The organism is Blautia sp. RTP21359st1_E11_RTP21359_211015 (genome assembly GCF_040910705.1).
In the GTDB taxonomy this organism is placed as follows: domain Bacteria; phylum Bacillota; class Clostridia; order Lachnospirales; family Lachnospiraceae; genus Blautia_A; species Blautia_A fusiformis.
Genome location: NZ_JBDGAB010000021.1, coordinates 1 through 18,472 on the forward strand (window position 1 = coordinate 1; position 18,472 = coordinate 18,472).

Annotated in this window: 16 protein-coding genes; 2 read left to right on the plus strand and 14 right to left on the minus strand. The window is 43.7% G+C overall.

Annotation, left to right across the window (positions count from 1 at the left end):
* Window positions 1-325: 325 nt before the first annotated feature.
* Both AB5026_RS09115 and AB5026_RS09120 read right to left on the minus strand, forming a co-directional pair.
* Window positions 326-598 carry a hypothetical protein gene (locus tag AB5026_RS09115; protein WP_044960934.1) on the minus strand — a complete coding sequence of 91 codons (273 nt, stop codon included), beginning with the start codon at window positions 596-598 and terminating at the stop codon, window positions 326-328.
* A gap of 145 nt (window positions 599-743) precedes the next feature.
* Window positions 744-1,232 (minus strand): DUF1648 domain-containing protein, encoded by a 489-nt coding sequence (locus tag AB5026_RS09120; protein ID WP_173741713.1) that lies wholly within the window; start codon window positions 1,230-1,232, stop codon window positions 744-746.
* 213 nt (window positions 1,233-1,445) lie between these two features.
* Here AB5026_RS09120 and AB5026_RS09125 point away from each other — a divergent pair, with 213 nt between their 5' ends.
* Window positions 1,446-2,828, plus strand: a complete 1,383-nt coding sequence (locus tag AB5026_RS09125; protein WP_178818326.1) for an NCS2 family permease — start codon at window positions 1,446-1,448, stop codon at window positions 2,826-2,828.
* A 63-nt stretch (window positions 2,829-2,891) separates the two neighbouring features.
* On the opposite strand, the gene AB5026_RS09130 is transcribed toward AB5026_RS09125, so the two are convergent.
* The 4 genes from AB5026_RS09130 to AB5026_RS09145 form a co-directional block, all read right to left on the minus strand.
* Entirely contained in the window at window positions 2,892-3,746 is an 855-nt protein-coding gene (locus AB5026_RS09130) for a YitT family protein (RefSeq protein ID WP_015526335.1), read from the minus strand.
* Complete coding sequence (locus tag AB5026_RS09135) at window positions 3,743-4,096, minus strand: arsenate reductase family protein (RefSeq protein ID WP_015526336.1); 354 nt, start codon at window positions 4,094-4,096, stop codon at window positions 3,743-3,745. The genes AB5026_RS09130 and AB5026_RS09135 overlap by 4 nt, the downstream gene beginning before the upstream one ends.
* A gap of 108 nt (window positions 4,097-4,204) precedes the next feature.
* A complete protein-coding gene (locus tag AB5026_RS09140; RefSeq protein ID WP_118608978.1) occupies window positions 4,205-4,993 on the minus strand; it encodes a zf-HC2 domain-containing protein in 789 nt (262 codons plus the stop codon).
* Window positions 4,977-5,474 (minus strand): RNA polymerase sigma factor, encoded by a 498-nt coding sequence (locus tag AB5026_RS09145; RefSeq protein WP_044960930.1) that lies wholly within the window; start codon window positions 5,472-5,474, stop codon window positions 4,977-4,979. The genes AB5026_RS09140 and AB5026_RS09145 overlap by 17 nt, the downstream gene beginning before the upstream one ends.
* A gap of 157 nt (window positions 5,475-5,631) precedes the next feature.
* Here AB5026_RS09145 and AB5026_RS09150 point away from each other — a divergent pair, with 157 nt between their 5' ends.
* Window positions 5,632-7,122, plus strand: a complete 1,491-nt coding sequence (locus AB5026_RS09150; protein WP_021650622.1) for an RNA-binding domain-containing protein — start codon at window positions 5,632-5,634, stop codon at window positions 7,120-7,122.
* A gap of 170 nt (window positions 7,123-7,292) precedes the next feature.
* Here the strand turns inward: AB5026_RS09150 and AB5026_RS09155 are convergent, their stop codons facing one another.
* The 8 genes from AB5026_RS09155 to AB5026_RS09190 form a co-directional block, all read right to left on the minus strand.
* Window positions 7,293-8,963: a diguanylate cyclase gene (locus AB5026_RS09155; RefSeq protein WP_173759221.1), complete on the minus strand. Its 1,671-nt coding sequence runs from the start codon at window positions 8,961-8,963 to the stop codon at window positions 7,293-7,295.
* Between the two features lie 181 nt (window positions 8,964-9,144).
* Window positions 9,145-10,572: a glycoside hydrolase family 1 protein gene (locus AB5026_RS09160; protein WP_059086639.1), complete on the minus strand. Its 1,428-nt coding sequence runs from the start codon at window positions 10,570-10,572 to the stop codon at window positions 9,145-9,147.
* Window positions 10,573-10,642: 70 nt separating this feature from the next.
* The gene (locus AB5026_RS09165) at window positions 10,643-12,529 is read right to left on the minus strand and encodes a beta-glucoside-specific PTS transporter subunit IIABC (protein ID WP_021650624.1); all 1,887 of its coding nucleotides are present in this window, start codon (window positions 12,527-12,529) and stop codon (window positions 10,643-10,645) included.
* Between the two features lie 123 nt (window positions 12,530-12,652).
* The gene (gene licT, locus AB5026_RS09170) at window positions 12,653-13,504 is read right to left on the minus strand and encodes a BglG family transcription antiterminator LicT (RefSeq protein ID WP_118368632.1); all 852 of its coding nucleotides are present in this window, start codon (window positions 13,502-13,504) and stop codon (window positions 12,653-12,655) included.
* Window positions 13,505-13,793: 289 nt separating this feature from the next.
* Window positions 13,794-14,963 carry a hypothetical protein gene (locus tag AB5026_RS09175; protein ID WP_092072300.1) on the minus strand — a complete coding sequence of 390 codons (1,170 nt, stop codon included), beginning with the start codon at window positions 14,961-14,963 and terminating at the stop codon, window positions 13,794-13,796.
* 18 nt (window positions 14,964-14,981) lie between these two features.
* A complete protein-coding gene (locus AB5026_RS09180) occupies window positions 14,982-16,400 on the minus strand; it encodes an FAD-binding oxidoreductase (RefSeq protein WP_015526345.1) in 1,419 nt (472 codons plus the stop codon).
* A gap of 3 nt (window positions 16,401-16,403) precedes the next feature.
* A complete protein-coding gene (locus AB5026_RS09185) occupies window positions 16,404-17,594 on the minus strand; it encodes an electron transfer flavoprotein subunit alpha (RefSeq protein WP_092072303.1) in 1,191 nt (396 codons plus the stop codon).
* Between the two features lie 13 nt (window positions 17,595-17,607).
* Entirely contained in the window at window positions 17,608-18,396 is a 789-nt protein-coding gene (locus tag AB5026_RS09190) for an electron transfer flavoprotein subunit beta/FixA family protein (RefSeq protein WP_021650628.1), read from the minus strand.
* Window positions 18,397-18,472 lie beyond the last annotated feature (76 nt).

Here is an 18,472-nt window from a genome sequence, read left to right on the forward strand (position 1 = left end):
ATGGTATTTACAGGAATAGACGACATTGTTGTTTGATTTATATGTTGTGTTCATATTTGTATTATACTATGGTTTATCAGTTAATACAATTACTATTTTTTCCATCTTCAATTACTTGCATAAATTACGATCAGAGTAATCACTACCGTAATAACAATACTGTTTAAAAGAAACGGATAAAATTAAAGTGTGCGTTCATATTGATGTAGTTATCAATGATGAATTTCTGCGGAAGGAGATGATGCTCCAGAGCCATGATCTCCTGATTTTCCTTAAAGGATGAAGCTTCTGATCCGCCAGCACTGGCAAAGCTCCGGGATTTCCGTTACAAACCCTCCCGATACACGCTGTTGATCGTAGCCTGGGCGTGCTCCAGCTCTTTCTTCCGGACGATGGCTTCCCTATCACTTAAGATCGCCAGCATCTCATCGATCACATCCTCCACTCTGGGACTTGTCACCCTGTATAAATACCCCAGCATCCGTGTAGCTGTGTAATCGGTATTCATATGTTTATAGGCGATTTCCCGGCACAGCTCATCGGGATATCCCTTATCCTGAAGCGCTCTGTAAAGCTCATCTGTTCTTGTATCTACCATATCCTCCTGAGATTCCTTTCCTGTTTTTATTATAATTTCGCCAAGCGGATATTCGCGATCCGCTTTCGCTGGTTCCATCCATATTCAGTACAATAAATCGAACATTTCCCTTCCACTCTTCTGCATGATCACAAACGCGACCGCTTCACGATTTATCCTCCTCATCCATGCCATTTTCTTTACCAGCCTTATATATCCCCCGGATCCCCAGGATCAATGTCACGAAAATCCCTGTGATCAGTATCCACACCGGCCACATAGGTGCCGTTCCCAGATTCCCGCTGATCCCGGCATCAAGACATACTCCAATGGATAACAGCTTGATCACAGACATCATTTTTGACGCGATTTCAAAGATATGCTCTCTGTTTTCCTCTGTCACCTCAACCGGATAATTCCACCACTGTGGAAATCTCTGACAGAACATCAGAAGTGCCAAGATCAGCAGCCCCAAAATCGGCTCCAGAAGAAGGCTGCCCTTCTTCCCATACCGGTCCGGGATCCCATGAGCATTAAAATGGATCGGCACCCTCTCCGGCAGATTTCCCCAGGTGGCCACAAGATACATCACGTACCCAAGGATCATCAGAAAGCAAAGCACATCTGTAATATTCCGCAGTTTTTTCTCAGACATTATCCATCCCCCTTTCATTGCAAAATAAACCCGTCTGTAAATCGAATACTCTCTTTTCTGTATTTTACACACAAATTACCTGCTTGTAAAAGTATTTTGCAAAAAATTACCTTACATAACAATATCTGTTAAGCACTAACGATTGCATACGAAATTTTTATATGATAAAATAGACATGTTGTCCAAAAACATATTTAAGAAAGGGAAAGAAATATGTTAGAAAAAATCTTCAAGCTGTCCGCAAATAAAACGGACGCTAAAACAGAGGTTCTGGCAGGTATCACCACCTTCATGACAATGGCCTATATCCTGGCAGTTAACCCGAACATCCTGTCCGCAACCGGCATGGATTCCGGAGCTGTATTCACAGCTACCGCACTGGCAGCCTTCCTGGGAACGTTGCTGATGGCAATCTTCGCCAACTACCCGTTCGCACTGGCACCCGGAATGGGTCTGAACGCATACTTTGCCTATACAGTTGTTATCGGTATGGGATACAGCTGGCAGTATGCACTGACTGCAGTTTTTGCAGAAGGTATCGTATTTATCGTTCTTTCACTTACCAATGTACGTGAAGCGATCTTCAATGCGATCCCTCTGAACCTGAAATCCGCAGTCAGTGTTGGTATCGGTCTTTTTATTGCATTTGTAGGATTACAGAATGCCAATATCGTGATCGGCGGCTCCACTCTGCTGCAGCTTTTCTCTGTAGATGGCTACAACGCAGCCAAGGGTGTAGAGGCTTCCTTCAACAATGTGGGGATCACCGTTATCCTGGCTCTGATCGGTATCATCGTAACAGGAATCCTGGTTGTTAAAAATGTAAAGGGAAACATCCTCTGGGGTATCCTGATCACATGGGGACTTGGAATCATCTGTCAGTTCGCCGGACTTTATATTCCGAACCCGGAAATCGGCTTCTACAGCCTGCTCCCGGATTTCAGCAACGGACTCTCTATCCCGAGTCTTGCTCCGATCTTTGCGAAGCTGCAGTTTGACGGAGTTTTCTCACTGAATTTCCTTGTTATCCTGTTTGCATTTTTATTTGTAGATCTTTTTGATACTCTTGGAACTCTCGTTGGTGTCTCTTCTAAAGCAGGCATGCTGGATGAAAATGGCAAGCTTCCTAACATCAAGGGCGCACTTCTTGCAGATGCAGTTGCAACAACTGCCGGTGCAGTTCTTGGTACATCCACAACCACTACCTTCGTAGAAAGTGCTTCCGGTGTATCCGAAGGCGGAAGAACCGGACTTACCGCAGTGACAACTGCCATCTTATTTGGCCTGTCCCTGTTCCTGTCTCCGATCTTCCTGGCAATCCCGTCCTTTGCCACAGCTCCGGCTCTGGTGATCGTTGGATTGTACATGCTCAGCAATGTTATCAGCATTGATTTCAGCGATATGTCCGAGGCGATCCCATGTTATGTATGTATCATCGCAATGCCGTTCTTCTACAGCATTTCCGAAGGTATCTCCATGGGAATTATCACATACGTAGCCATCAACCTGATCACAGGTAAGGCAAAAGAAAAGAAGATCAGCGCTCTGATGTATGTACTGGCAGTGCTGTTTATCCTGAAATATATTTTCCTGTAAAATATGGCAAAAAAATTCCCGGGCCTTTTGTCCCGGGAGTTTTTTTATTCCAGCAAAATATTCTTATTTCTTCGGCTGATACCGCATATTCGATACATTATAAACCGTGATAAACGCTTTCGGGTCCTCCTGGTTTATAAACTTCATCAGCTTCTGATATTCACCTTTATCTACGATGGTGATGATCTCACGGCGTTTTTCCATGTTATAGGCTCCGATGGCCTCATAGATCGTGGCTCCGCTGTGCAGGTCATGAATGATAAACTGCCTCAGCTCCTCTTCCTTTTTCGTGATGATGCAGACACGCCGCTTGATATTATTGTCAAAAATAAAATGATCCAGAACGATTCCGTTAAAATACGTTCCCAGAATACTTAAGACCACCGTCTTTTTATCATACACAAGCGCCGCGGAAAGTGCCACGCACATACCGGAAAGAGACATGGCTTTTCCAAGTTCCATGTGGAGATACTTATTCATGATCTTCGCCACGATATCCAGTCCGCCTGAGGATGCATTCCGGTTAAAAAGAATGCTAAGTCCCACACTCACTACCAGAATATAACACAGAACATCCAGTTCCTGGCTATCTGTCATGGAACCGAAATTTGGAAAAATGATCTCAAACAATCCCAGAAACAACGGCAGCATTACACTGGTATAAACCGTCTTAACTCCAAACTCTCTTCCACAGGTAAAAAATCCAATGATCAGCAATACCACATTCAGGATCATGGTAATCGCCGACAGCTGCAGCGGCACAAAGTTGGAAAGCACGATTCCAAGACCGGAAATACTGCTGACCGACGTATGGCTTGGCACCAGGAAAAAATATACCGCTGCTGCGATGATCGCCACTGCTACGGTGAGAATCACGGTTTCCTTAACGATATCCGCATAATTCAGTTTCTTTTTCATGATTTCAGATACTCTTCCCATTCTTTTTCTTTAGCGCCCACCAGCACCTTGTCTTTCCCAACAAGGATTGGTCGTTTCACAAGCATCCCGTCTGTTGCAAGAAGCGCAAGCTGCTCTTCCTCACTCATCTCCGGAAGTTTATCTTTCAGTTTCATCTCTTTATAAATATTTCCACTGGTATTGAAGAAACGCTTCAGCGGAAGACCGCTTTTTTCCCACCAGGCTTTCAGTTCCTCTGCAGTTGGATTGTCCGTCTTAATATCACGCAAAGTATATTCTGCGCCACTCTCATCCAGCCATTTCTGAGCCTTTTTGCAGGTACTGCATTTTGGATAGCATACAAATAACATCTTATGTCCCCCTGTTCTTCGGCAGTAAATACGTAAATTCACTGCTGTCTTTTTTTTTGCCTACAGCACAGAATTTTTATAGAACTTTTTCACTGTACTGTCCAGGTTTTATTTTAACATAGACGATGCGGTATTTCTATCCTCTTGTTCCGACCATATCAGCTTCGATTCCTGTTTCATCTCATCCACAATTTTCTCCGCTGCATCCAGATCTCCCTTTGCTTCCAGCTCTGTTAATTCCAGACTCTTCTTTCCGGCCTCCTCACTCATATAATAAACCTCTGTTACCGTTTCCGGGATGCTATCATCTTCCGGTGATACTTCCTCTGTCTTTTTGGAAAAATCCTGAAGCAGCATGTCATCGCCTTTCAGTTCCAGAGTTCCTGCATATGGCGCGTCAATGGCGTAGACGAACTCTGTTTTTCCATCTTCCGTGTACTGTACTTTCATTCGGTTGATGAGATTATTGGAAGAATACAATCTATTATTTTTTACGTACATTCCGCTATTTTCCAGGGTCATGTATTTTTCGTTGAAATACCAGTGATTGTAGCCTGCTGCCGCAGCGATGAGTGTCAGGATAACTGCCACTGCTGCTGTCAGCACTCTGCGTATTATTAATTTTCTCCGGATTTTTTTCAGTGCGGCTACGCTTCCGGTATTTGCATTACTTTCAGTATTTTCCGTCCCACCAGTTCCACATCCTGCTACAGAAGCTACAGATGATCTTATCCGGGCCTGCTCTTTTCCCTGCTCTTCTTTCATGATCTCCAACATTTTTCTGCATTCCTGACAGGTTCCCATATGTTCTTCCACCAGCGCCCGACTGTCTTCGCTTAATATCCCATCTATATAAGATGGCATCAGATCCTGTATTACGTCACATGTAATCTTCATATTCCAGCTCCTCTCTGATCTTTACTCTTGCACGGTAATAAGTCACCCGCGCCCAGTTTTCACTTTTTCCAAAAAGCATTCCGATCTCACTAAACTTAAGCTCTCCGAATGTCCGCAGGGAAAAAACTTCTTTATACGGTTCCGAAAGGCCATGCAAAACTTTGTGGATCTCCATAGCCTGACTCCGCTGTGCCAGCTTTTCCTCAAAAATTTCTCCACCATGGCTTTCTGCTGTTTCCGGCTGCTCCTCTCCGGGAAGTTGCTTTTTCTGCTTTTTCAGATGGTCGTACAACGTATTCTTTGCAATCTGGCAAAGCCACACCCGCACATCGCAGTCATCACGGAACTGATCTGCTTTTTTCAGCGCCTTAAAAAATGTCTCCTGGGTCACTTCCTCAGCCAGCGCTCCATCCCGTGAGACAGAACGGATATACCGATATACAATGTCAAAATATGTCCGGTAAAGTTCCTCAATATTCATCGGTTCTTTCTTTTCCTCCCTTCTCACTTATAAGACGCACTGATCTCAAAAACGTTACAGAAAATTTCTAGTCTTTTAATTGATTTTTCTTTTTTACTTTGATACGATTAATCCAATTATATAAAAATAATAATATATTTTTCATGAGGTGATTACAATGTCCAATATCTTTGATATTACTAAATTCGACTTGTACAAAGAAGATAATCGCCGCGAAGTAAAGAAATCCAATGGTGGATTACCATCTTCTTTATGGGATACCTACTCTGCATTTGCCAACTGCTATGGCGGAGTAATCATCCTGGGAGTTGCTGAAAATAAAGACGGAAGCTGGAGAACTACAGGATTAAAAGCAGAAAATCAAGGCAAATTATTAAAAGAATTCTGGGATACTATAAACAATCGAAAAAAGGTAAATATAAATCTTCTCACCGACACTGATGTAGAAACCTTTAAACTCAATGATGATATGATCATTGTAATTTATGTTCCAATGGCTCGCCGTGAACAAAAACCGGTTTATATTAATGATGATATTTTTAATGGAACTTTTCGCAGAAATCACGAAGGAGATTATCACTGTACCAAACTCCAGGTTAAAACAATGATTCGAGATCAAACTGATAATACTATGGATATGAGTGTTCTTGATGACGTTCCTATGACTGATCTGAACTATGAAACCATACAGGGATACAGAAACCGTCACAGATCATTGAAACCAGCACATCCTTTTGGCCGCCTGGATGATTTTGAGTATCTTCGCAGCATAGGAGCTGCCGCTATTTCAAATATCGATAAGCAATTACATCCAACAGCTGCCGGAATGCTTATGTTTGGAGATGAATATAATATTGTTCGTCATTTTCCTGAGTATTTTCTCGATTATCAGGAAATACTTGATCCTTCAATACGCTGGACAGACCGCTTACAATCCAGTTCTGGAGAATGGTCTGGTAATATCTGTGATTTTTATTTCAGAGTTTATAACAAACTTATCACGGATATAAAAATCCCTTTTAAGACTGTTGATGGAAATCGTATCGATGATACACCTATTCACGAAGCCCTCAGAGAAGCATTAGCCAATTGTTTAATAAACGCTGATTTTTATGGCGTACGTGGTATTGTTATCAGAAAAAATACTGAAAAAATAATATTTGAAAACCCTGGTTATTCCCGAACTGGTAAACAACAGATGCGTAAAGGTGGAATATCAGACCCTCGAAATAAAATATTGATGAAAATGTTTAATCTCATCAATATAGGTGAACGTGCCGGAAGTGGTGTTCCAAATATTTTTAATACTTGGGCAGATCAGGGGTGGCCTGAGCCAATCATTGAAGAAGAATTTGATCCAGACCGCACTATCTTAGTTCTTACTATTAAGAAAAAGCGACGTACAAAAACAAGCAGTAAAAAACAAGCGATAAAAACAAGCGATAAAACAAGCAATAAAACAAGCAATAAAACCTTTCAACATATGAATAAAATAAAAAAATATCTGTCCAAAAACGGGCCTTCAAAAACAAGCGATATCGCTTCTTATATAAAATTAAGCTCTCCACGAACCAGAGCTATATTAAACGAAATGCCTGACGTATCACATGATGGTCCTAATAATAATAGAAAATATTTTTTGAAATAAACGTTTCTTATAAATAAAGCCCCTTGTTTCACAATCGCAAAACAGGGAGCTTTATTTTTTTATTCAAAACCAATGCGTAATTTCCGACGGCCGGTAACCTTACATCTGACGATCAATCAGCTGCAGTATCTCGGACATTCCTCGTACACTCTGCTCTCTGCTGCATACCTTCACATCGTTCCATGCTTTTCATAATATTTCTTTTTTTCCGCATACATAAGATCATCTGCTCTTCTCAGCATTGTCTCAAGCTCCGAAGAGCTTTCCTCCCAGACAACACCAACAGAAACACTGATCCTTTTGGCAGCAATGCTATCACAGATATCCCGGACCTTACTCCGAAAAATCTTCTCATCCATATCAAAACAGATGAGTACAAATTCATCGCCACCTACCCGGTAAGCATTTTCCGGCAGAATCGCAAGCATGGAACGCGCTGTATTTATGATCAGCCTGTCTCCGGCCTCATGTCCGTAAAGATCATTCACCCGTTTCAGACCATTGATATCAATATATGCTACGCTTGTTTTTATCACTGTTTTTGCCTGCATGCCTTCCAAAACCTGAATATACCTGTTCCTGTTATACAAGGTCGTCAGCATATCACGGTAGCTCATGTACTGCAGACACGCCTTACGCTCCTTGGCTTTCAGGCTGTCCGTTAAAAAGTACTGTATGGATGACAGCAGCGTATGATCCTCATAATGCAGTCTCGGATTATCTACCCCGAGAAATCCTATGATCTTTCCGTCACTGTTTAAAGGAACGGCCAGCAGCCTGGTAATGTCCTGCATCTTCAGAGTCTCATAATACGGCTGCCCCTGCTCCTCCTCAATATCCGGAATATAATACAGGCCATTTTTCCGAAAGCTGTCCATCCAGATATCCAGCATTTCCATGGGAACCTCCTGAAGATTATCCTTCTCAGCAGTCACTCCGTTCATGGCATACTCATAGGTATTTGTACAGACATTCCTCTTTTCATCGATCTGAACAATATAACTGCGATCTCCGTCAAAATACCCGCTGATAATACGCAGCAGATTGGAGATCGCCGCATCTTCATCTTCTCCTGATATCAGCTCTGCAATGCATTTATTCAGTATCGTTGCGATCTCAAGTCTTTCCTTTATCTTACCCTCTCTGCTTATCAGCTGATACATTTCCTGATTCAGCTCCGTCATCGTCACGATAAACATAATGATCATGGAAATACCAACAGAAAAATCGATCAGCGACATTCCATACCTGAATACCTGCACAGCTGCCGCCACTGCCGGAAGTACAATGCATGACAGCATAGAGAACAGGAGCTTCCTGCTGACTCTCTTTTTGTACTGGAGCAGAAGCGTAAGATCAATGAGCAAGCCTGCTGCCGAAAAAAGAATTGACATAATATATAACGGTGCCCGATGATAACAATTATCCCCATCTATGTAATAATACCAGTGAGTAAACTGCGAGATCACCACAAAAGCAACCCCTGCAGCAGCAATAACATATCCGGCTTTTACTCTTTTTAATGTTCTCCGCTCCCTCTTCGAAAACAGATAAACACACACATAAATGTGAAAACACAGCAGGACTACGTCACTTAAAAGGAATACGAGAAAACTCGAAATACGGACCATCACATTGCCCGGAACTCCGGGATATCCGCTGAAAATATGCGCCATGGCATCCATCAGCAATAACAGGGAAGCAAAACTCTCCATCAGGATAAGATACCGACGCTTTTCCCTGTCATAATTACTGCTCAGAAATATACATAATGCAGCTATGGCACAAAATACACATCCCCATATAAGTATCGCTACCTGCAGTACTTTTTCATCCGGCATAAAAAACACTCCTCACATTCGTCACTTACAATAAGTATTACACTTTACCGTGCAAAAGTCAACCTTCCAAAAAAATCCCGGAGTACATTGTCATACTCCAGGATTTTGTCGTCAACCGGATAAAAGCAACCGCATTCGCTACATAATTCTACACCAGATAACTGCTTCGCAGTTGATTCAGTTAAAGCTCTTCCCCGCAGGATTCAATCACTTTTTTGTACCAGTAAAAAGAATCTTTGCGGATTCTAGAAAAGTCTCCGGTCCCGTCATCATTTTTATTTACATAGATAAGGCCATAACGCTTCTTGAATTCTCCAGTGGAGGCACTGACAAGATCTGTACAGCCCCAGCAGGTGTAGCCGATCAGATCTACTCCGTCATGGATTGCTTCCTTCATCTGCTCTATATGGCGGCGCATATATTCAATACGGTAATCATCGTGAATCTTTCCATCCTCTGTCAGCTGATCCACCGCCCCAAGACCATTTTCCACGATCATGATCGGAATCTGATAGCGGTCATAGATCTGGTTCAGAACATAGCGAAGACCAGTTGCATCGATCTGCCAGCCCCAGTCGGAAGCTTTCAGATATGGATTTTTCAGATTGTCACTTCCATTTCCGGCCGTTTTCTCTCCGTCCTTTGTCACGCTGACACAGCTACTGGAATAATAGCTGATGGTGAAAAAGTCCACCGTACCCTTCTTGAGGATCTCTTTATCCTCCTGAAGAACCTCCAGCTGGATTCCGTGCTCCTCAAAGTATCTCGCTGCAAATCCCGGATAATATCCTCTTACATGAACATCACCGGCAATGGAATTGTGGATCTGCCCAAACTGCTGTGCATATAAGATATCATCCGGATGGCAAGTATATGGATAACCATTGTGATAAGCAAGCATACAGCCAAGCATAAACTCCGGATCGATCTCATGAGCCATGGAAACTGCAAGTGCACTTGCTACCAGCTGGTGATGCATTGCCTGATAACGGCTCTGCTCACATACATCCTTCGGGTCCAGCATTCCTGCACAGAATACCGCACCAAAGTCCTGCGTCAGCATATTGATCTCATTAAAAGTCAGCCAGTATTTTACCTTACCTTTATATCTCTCAAATAAAACCTTTGCAAATCGAAGATAGAAATCGATCATCTTACGATTTTTCCATCCGCCATACTCCAGAGAAAGATGAAGGGGATTCTCATAATGAGAGATCGTTATCAGCGGCTCAATGTTATATTTTCTCAGTTCGTCGATCACATTGTCGTAGAACTTAAGGCCTTCCTCATTTGGAGTTTCCTCATCCCCATTTGGGAACACTCTGGACCAAGAAATAGAAAAACGATATACCTTAAATCCCATCTCTGCAAAAAGAGCAATATCCTCTTTCCAGTGATGATAAAAATCAGTCGCCTGGTGATTGGGATAAAATTCTTCCGGTAACGGTGCCGGCGGTGTAAGACGACGTTCCTTATCCACACTTCCTCCTGTCAGGATATCTGCAATGGACGGGCCTCTGCCATCCTCATCCCAACCGCCTTCATACTGGTTTGCAGCGGTTGCTCCGCCCCAGAGAAAGTTTTCCGGCATACGGTTATAATTTTTCATATTTTAATTTTCTCCTTTTTACAAACATCAGGCGGATCTGTTATCTCCGCCTGATGTTTCGTTGTTATTCTTATACAATAGTCAGGAATTTATCTCCTGCATTTACAGCTGCATCTTCTTTTTCCATGCATACTGCTTTGATATAATCAGAAATATTGGTCACAACAACCGGTGTGATCAGATCATATCCTTCTTTCTTAATGGCATCCATATCGAATTCCACAAGAAGCTTTCCTTTTTTTACCTTATCTCCATCAGAAACATGGGATTTAAAATATTTACCATTTAAATTTACAGTATCAAGTCCGATGTGGATCAGAATTTCTGCTCCACTTTCTGTCACAAACATGATTCCATGTTTGCTGTCCATGATATTTGCCACCGTACCATCTGCCGGTGCATAAACCTTTCCTTCTGATGGAACGATTGCTGCTCCGTCACCTAAAACCTTATCCGCAAAAGTTTTATCCGGAACATCGGAAAGTGCTTTTACAGTTCCTGCTACCGGTGCACAAAGCTCGATCTTATCTACAAGCGGAGCGTTCTGCTGTGCCGGCTGTTTTTCTGTATCTGTGTTCTGTACTTCATCCTCTGTCTCAGCCTTTACATCCTCAAATCCGAAGATAAGCGTAAGAACAAAAGCAGCTACAAAAGATACCACGATCATAATGATTCCATAAATCAGATTGATTAATCCCTTCTCGCCGATAAACGCCGGGATCGCCATGATACAATTCTGTGCAATGTAAAGAGAAACCTGAAGAAGTCCTCCTACGATACCACCGATTCCGGCTGCGATAGAAGCTGCTACAACCGGTCTTTTCAGTTTCAGTGTAACACCATACAGAGCAGGCTCTGTGATACCCATAAGAGCGGAAACACCTGCTGCACTTGCCAGCTGTTTCATGTTGCTGTCCTTGGATCTTACAGCTACTGCAAGAGAAGCTCCGGACTGTGCAAGGTTAGAGCATACCTGAGATACAAAGATCAGTGTATCGGTACCACCGGTTGCAATGGCATTCAGTCCGATCGGTGTCAGCGCATGGTGCATACCGGTCATAACGATGAACGGGAAGGTTGCTGCAAGGATACCTACAATAATGAAACCAAGTTTTACGGACAGGAAGTTGATGGCTACCGCAAGTCCGTTACCAATAATTGTTCCGATCGGTCCAACTACGATCAGGGCGATCGGTGCACTGATCAGAATTACCAGTGTCGGGTTCAGGATCAGTTTTACCATTTTCGGTGTGATCTTATCAACCAGAATCTCAATATAATGTGTGATCCATACCATCAGGATAACCGGAATAACGGAATAAGAATAAGTTGCTTTTGTGATCGGCAGACCAAACAGTGTGATGGCCGCATCACCAGCTACCATAGTTACAAAGGTAGGGCTTAAGTAAACACCGGCAATAAACAGTGCCAGTGACTGGTTCACGCGGAAAACCTTGGCAGCATTTGCTGCGATCAGGAACGGCATGAAGTAGAAAGTAACATCTCCGATAAAACTGATCACCTGGTAGGTACTGCTTGTTTCTGATACCAGATGAAAAGTTGTCAGCAGGGTAAGTACAACTTTGATCATACCGGCTGCAGTCAGGGCAGGGATCATCGGGGTCATACATCCGGTGATGGCATCGATAACTTTTGAAACAACACTCTTTGAGCTGTCAGAGTTCGCTGCCGGTGCATCATCGGTAGGAACGCCTTTGTCTTCCAATGCCTTGTAAACAGCGTTTACTTCGTTTCCTGCGATAACCTGGAACTGATCTTCATGCCAGTTAACGCCGGAGATCTCAGAAAGCTTTAAGATCTCTTTCTCGTTGATCTTCGATCTGTCTTTCACATAGAAACGAAGCCTTGTCATGCAGTGGAACAGACGGGTGATATTATCTTTTCCGCCCAGCGCTGCAATCAGTGTGTCTGCAGTTTTTGCATAGTCCTTTTTCATTTGGGGACCTCCTTTAATAATAAATATTGAAATTTATATTAAAGGTCTTGCCTGAAAAGATACGCACATAGCACGTATTTCAGTAACAATCCATTAACACCTAATTTATAAAACAATCTCTTTTCACAGATTTTTCAGACGTTTATGGTCTTCTGTGATCTTCTGGATATGAATCGTCAGATACAGCATTTCATCCTCAGTCATAGCGTATTTATATTCCTCTTCCATCATAAGATAGATCATTTTTACACAGCCGTAAGCTTCTCTGTACTGCTCCTTGATGATCTTGAAAAGCTCCTGATTCTCATCATAGTGAAGCTCTTTATGAAGGAATCTCTGAGCAAAATATTTCAGATGCGTGAGAAACCGCTGATAATACAGATTATCCTCCTGAAATTCCATATTGTCATAATACTTCTCCACGATGTCCAGGATCTGATGTACGATAATGGAAATCTGATAGCTGTCCGTCTTGCCGCCATCTTCCGCATTCACAAAATGCAATGCAAAAAATCCTGCTTCATCTGCAGAAAGATCTACCTCGAACATCTCATTTACCTTTTTCAGTAATTCCAAGCCGATCTCATATTCCTTATGATAAAGCTGCTTGATATCCAGAAGCAGCATATTCTGAAGGCGGATCCCGTTTTCAAGTCTGGAGATCGCACCCATGATATGGTCGCTAAGGGAAAAATAAATACTGTCATTTAATTTCATCCCCTTTTTTTCCTTCACTTCATTTACAAAAGCTTCCACAAAATCCAGATATTTTTCCGGAATAGCAGTCAGATAACCCTGTATCTCCTTGCTGATCTGGGCATTTTCCGCAGTAAAGATCTTCTCGATCCTGGACTCCTCCACTTGCTGTCCTTTCTTTTTCTGAAAGGCAATTCCGCAGCCCTTTACAATAACTTCATGTCCCTGTCCATCCCTGGACAGTATCAGATTATTATTCAAAATCTTATGGATAACCATATTCCTGTTCCCCCGCTGCCAGACAAATAAAAAAAGACCATTACAGTATATAGAAAACCTATTCCTATACTACTATAAGGTCTTGCCTGACGATAAATAAATATTTCAGTAACAATCCTTCTGATTCGTAACTATTAATAACTGTACGTAATAGTATCAGAAAAAATATATGTTGTCTATCTGGAATATTTAATAAAATATTTATAATATTTTTGTGAACTTTGACAAAATCCCCTGATGATCCTGCCATACGGATCAACGGGGGATTTTCTGTTCAGCTTTTTATTCTTCAGATCTCTTTTCCCTTTGTCGCAACGGCATGTACAACAAACGGTACAAACAATGTAATAAACGCCGCATATCCAAGGTATGCATATCCCTTTTTAACAACTGTCATCAGACCGAACTGTGCAATGGCAAATGCCAGGAATGTAAAGATCGCTGTAAAAACTGCATTTCTTCCAAGGTGTCCCTGCGCTTTTTTCGCCGGGCTGTCCATACGACGCTCCACTGCATTTACGCAGCGGGTCACAATACCGGAGATCATATTTACTGCTGTGGAGATAGCTCCAAGGATGATCAGCAGAGAAATGATCGGTGTCAGGATACCGGCGCCTACACCGTTCTGGACAAGTACCAGCATCGGTACCGATGCAGATGCCAGTTCACTTACATATGCAATGGCAAGAAGTCCAAGGATGGAAAGCTCCATTGCACAGAAGTTGCATACAAACATCCAGATCGCTGCTTTGTTGATCTGTTTTTCGTCCGTTACATCCTCCATGTGCTGGTACATAACAGAAACAGATGCCAGCTGGAAGAAGAAATAAAGGACTGCTGAATAGAGAGCCGGTCCAAAGGCTCCGCTCTCGGAGGAAAGTACAGTCATTTCTCCGGAGGACATAGTATGGATGGAAGCTGTGATATCTCCCCACTGTGCAATGATATTCGGAACAAGTACCAGTACAAGACCGATGATGATCAGCACACTTAATGTAGAAGCACATTTTCTTACGACATTGGTTCCGAAAAGCGCGATCACAAAGATAAATGCTGCAATGATCAGTGTACAGAGCCAGTATGGGATCCCGAACAGTGTCTGCAGTGTGGAACCGCCGGTTGCAAAGGCTGCTGCTGATGCAGTTCCGATCATGATCAGGTAACAAATCTCATAGAGATTGGACATAACCGGTTTCGTTTTTCCGTAAAGACTGTCGGAAAAGCTTCTGTAATCGTAGGTTTTGTGTTTATAAGCATAGCGCATTCCATACCAGAAAAACAATGCATACAATCCCTGTGTCACTGCCGGCAGGATCAGACACCAGATACCGTAGTTGATAAAGTACTGATAGATCTGCGCTCCTGATGCGAATCCGCCTCCGAACTGTGTGGTAAATGCGACGAACGCAAGTCCCATAGCCAGAGGCATTTTACTTTGTAATGATTTATTCTGACTCATCTCTCTTTCCCCCATTTTTTATTTATTATATTCGATGACTTTTCCCGGATTCAGGATCAGTTTATCATCGAAAGCCAGCTTGATGGCTTTATAAAGAGCGATCATTCTCGGTCCCGCAAATTCTTCCAAGAATTCCAGACGTCCGTTTCCGATGCCATGCTCACCGGAAAGCTGTCCGCCCAGTTCCTTGGACAGTGCATACAGCTCTACCAGACTTGCGTGAGTGGCTTCCTTCCACTCCTGGTCACTCATTTCCGGTCCACGGAGCATCTCTGTATGGATATTTCCGTCTCCGCAATGTCCGCAGGGCTCTACACGGATACCATGTGCACTTGCGATCTTTTTGGCTGCTTTTACATACTCTGCGATCCTTGCACGCGGAACAACTACGTCACACTCCTCCTGTGCGACAGAATCTGCTTTCATTCCTTCCAAAATCCCGCCCCGGACACTCCATACAGCTCCGGCACGCTCCGGTGTGCCTGCGATACAGCAGTCCAGGGCTCCGTTTGCCAGGGCTGCTTCCGCTGCTGCCTCTACTGCGCTGTCAAGTTCCTGTTTACTGGAAGCATCATACATAACGATCAGCACTGCTTCTCCCTGTTTTACTGGGAACATTTTATTCAGATTGCGTTTTACGATATCGATCAGTTCTCTTTCCAGAAACTCGATGGCTGTTGGCACAAACGGCAGCTCCAGAACCTTCGGGACCATGTCTGCACATTCCTCAAGACTCCTGAACGGCATTACAAGGGTACAGGTGCAGGTCGGTGCGGGAAGAAGCTTCAGCGTTACCTGAGTCAGGATACATAAGGTTCCCTCTGAGCCGATCACCAGATCTTTTACATCATATCCCGTTGTGTTCTTCACAACGTTGGATGAAAAATTCATGATGGAACCATCCGGCATAACTGCCTCGATACAGCGGACAAAATCCCTGGTCAGTCCATATCGTACCGCTTTCATGCCACCGGCATTTGTGATAACATTGCCGCCGATGGAAGCTGTTTTTTCGCCCGGGTCCGGCGGATAAAAAAGTCCGCCTGCCGCTGCTGCCGCCTGGATATCGATGAGAAGTGCTCCCGGCTCCGCTGTGATGGTCTGATTCTTTCTGTCGATCGGAAAGATCTTGTTCATGCGCATCACGGACAGCATGATCCCACCATATTTACAGGTTGCTCCACCTGCAAGTCCGGTTCCTGCGCCACGGCATACCACCGGGATATTTTCTTTATATGCGTAAGCCATGATGGCTGAGATCTCTTCTTTATTTAAAACCTCCACATAAAGCTCCGGAGGAAAAACTCCGTACTCCGGCATCTCATCACGATAATATTCTTTTGCGATCTCGTCGCCGACCCATACACGATCTGAAGCAGTCACAGAACGGATGTAGTCAAAATCTTCTGAAGTCATTTTTTTATAGGGATATGCCATGACTTAATCCTCCTTCCGATTCTTTATCAGTTCTGTCAGCTCCGGTACAACCTGATACAGATCATCCACGATGCAGTAATCTGCAACATTAAAGATCTGTGCCTCCGGATCATTGTTGATCGCTACGATACAGTCAGATCCTGTCATGCAGGAGGTAAACTGGATAGCACCGGATACGCCGCAGGTGATGATCAGCTTCGGACGGACAGTTCTTCCGGAAAGTCCGATCTGATGTGCAACATCTCCGAATCCGTTTTCTACCATAGGACGGGTGAAGGCAAGCTGTCCGCCAAGGGCATCTGCCAGTTCCCGGCACATTTCCACATCCTTTTCATTCCGGACACCACGGCCTGCTACTACCAGAACATCCTCTTCCTCAAGGCTCTTTACCTTATCAATGACCCTGGATGACAGAATCTTGATCCTGGAATCTGCCATTTTTTCATTTACCGGACATACAACCACCTGACCATGCGGATTTTTTACTTTTTCTGCCTTGTCCATAACCTTATAACGGACCGTGGCAAACTGTGGCCTTGATTTGGTGATGCCGATCTGAGCCATGATATTTCCGCCGAAAGCCGGTCTGATCTGGATCATATCGGTGTTGGAACGGATATCCAGAGTTGTGCAGTCTGCAGTCAGTCCCGTATGGAATCTGGTGGAAAGCCTCGGTGCAAGGGAACGCCCCAGCGCAGTAGCTCCGATCAGCACAGAGCTTGGTTTGTTTGCTGCGATACAGTCTGCAACTGCGTCTGTATAACAGTCTGCGCGGAAGCCTTCGAAGCCTTCATGCTCATATACGTACACATTGTCTACGCCATACGGCAGAAGCTTTTCCGCATTTTCCTTTGTTCCTTTTCCTCCGACGATCACACAGTTAACCTGATAACCGACTTTGACAGCCATCTTTCTTGCTTCTCCGATCAGCTCAAAGGTAACCGGATGGATCTCTCCTCTCTCCTGCTCCACATAGATAAGAAAGTTTTTCCATTTATCCTTGTCAAAGGATTTCGCCTTCTGCTCAAACCGGATAGCTTTCTCCGGGCAGTTACGAACGCAAAGCCCACACATACGACAGGCATCGCCTACAACAATTCCATTTCCCTCTATGGTAAGGGCCCCAAAAGGACATTTCTCCACGCATACTCCGCAGAGTACGCATTTGTTTATATCAAATTTTAAAAATTCCATGTTCCGCTTCCCCCTATATGATCTTCTTTCCGGTCAGGAGAGCAACAAGCTTGTCTGCCTTTTCCTTTGCAGTTCCTTCCAGATAAACCTGTTTTTCACTTTCCTCCGGCGCAAACATTTTTTCCACAGAGGTGGGGGAACCGATCAGTCCGTAACGGCTCAGATCCTGATCCGGCATATCTTCAAAGCTTAAGATCCGTACCGGACGGTCTGAAGTTGCCTTCTTTAATAAATAGGATGGCAGACGTGGCACGCAGGTATCCTTGTCAATGGTTAAAAGACATGGATACGGAATCTCGGAAACCTGGGAAACACTGACAAGATCCTGACGGACCTGAATGCTTTTTTCATTGACGTCCATGATCTCAGCTACCCATGCAGCATGTGGGATGGTCAGATGCTCTGCAATGGCCGGTCCAACCTGGGCTGTGTCACCATCTGTGGTCTGTCTTCCGCAGATGATCAGATCTGCACCGCCGATCACCTGGATTCCCTGTGCTAACGCATAAGAGGTTGCCAGAACATCCGCTCCCGCAAATTTTCGGTCTGAAAGAATCACGCCCTCATCAGCACCCATGGTATAAGCATCCCGGATCATCTCTTCCGCCTGAGGCGGTCCCATAGTAAGAACGGTTACAGTTCCGCCTGTTTTTTCCCGGATCGCAAGGGCTGTTTCCAGTGCAAACAGATCATATGGATTAGTCCTTGTCTCACCGGACATTCGTTTCATGGCACCGGTTTCCGGATCGATATCAACCTTGGAAGTTGCCGGTACCTGCTTCATACATACAACGATCTTCATTTTCTATCTTCTTTCCTGTATTTTCACTTTTATTTTTTGCTTTAAAACGTTAAACATCTGTATAAGTATAGCATTA

What these genes read in the sequence shown, in the direction of transcription:
- AB5026_RS09185 (WP_092072303.1), bottom strand. Translation starts at nt 17,594, where the DNA reads ATGGAATTTTTAAAATTTGATATAAACAAATGCGTACTCTGCGGAGTA.
- AB5026_RS09140 (WP_118608978.1), bottom strand. Translation starts at nt 4,993, where the DNA reads ATGAAGATTACATGTGACGTAATACAGGATCTGATGCCATCTTATATA.
- AB5026_RS09120 (WP_173741713.1), bottom strand. Translation starts at nt 1,232, where the DNA reads ATGTCTGAGAAAAAACTGCGGAATATTACAGATGTGCTTTGCTTTCTG.
- AB5026_RS09125 (WP_178818326.1), top strand. Translation starts at nt 1,446, where the DNA reads ATGTTAGAAAAAATCTTCAAGCTGTCCGCAAATAAAACGGACGCTAAA.
- AB5026_RS09130 (WP_015526335.1), bottom strand. Translation starts at nt 3,746, where the DNA reads ATGAAAAAGAAACTGAATTATGCGGATATCGTTAAGGAAACCGTGATT.
- AB5026_RS09150 (WP_021650622.1), top strand. Translation starts at nt 5,632, where the DNA reads ATGTCCAATATCTTTGATATTACTAAATTCGACTTGTACAAAGAAGAT.
- AB5026_RS09115 (WP_044960934.1), bottom strand. Translation starts at nt 598, where the DNA reads ATGGTAGATACAAGAACAGATGAGCTTTACAGAGCGCTTCAGGATAAG.
- AB5026_RS09155 (WP_173759221.1), bottom strand. Translation starts at nt 8,963, where the DNA reads ATGCCGGATGAAAAAGTACTGCAGGTAGCGATACTTATATGGGGATGT.
- AB5026_RS09135 (WP_015526336.1), bottom strand. Translation starts at nt 4,096, where the DNA reads ATGTTATTTGTATGCTATCCAAAATGCAGTACCTGCAAAAAGGCTCAG.
- licT (WP_118368632.1), bottom strand. Translation starts at nt 13,504, where the DNA reads ATGGTTATCCATAAGATTTTGAATAATAATCTGATACTGTCCAGGGAT.
- AB5026_RS09160 (WP_059086639.1), bottom strand. Translation starts at nt 10,572, where the DNA reads ATGAAAAATTATAACCGTATGCCGGAAAACTTTCTCTGGGGCGGAGCA.
- AB5026_RS09165 (WP_021650624.1), bottom strand. Translation starts at nt 12,529, where the DNA reads ATGAAAAAGGACTATGCAAAAACTGCAGACACACTGATTGCAGCGCTG.
- AB5026_RS09180 (WP_015526345.1), bottom strand. Translation starts at nt 16,400, where the DNA reads ATGGCATATCCCTATAAAAAAATGACTTCAGAAGATTTTGACTACATC.
- AB5026_RS09175 (WP_092072300.1), bottom strand. Translation starts at nt 14,963, where the DNA reads ATGAGTCAGAATAAATCATTACAAAGTAAAATGCCTCTGGCTATGGGA.
- AB5026_RS09190 (WP_021650628.1), bottom strand. Translation starts at nt 18,396, where the DNA reads ATGAAGATCGTTGTATGTATGAAGCAGGTACCGGCAACTTCCAAGGTT.
- AB5026_RS09145 (WP_044960930.1), bottom strand. Translation starts at nt 5,474, where the DNA reads ATGAATATTGAGGAACTTTACCGGACATATTTTGACATTGTATATCGG.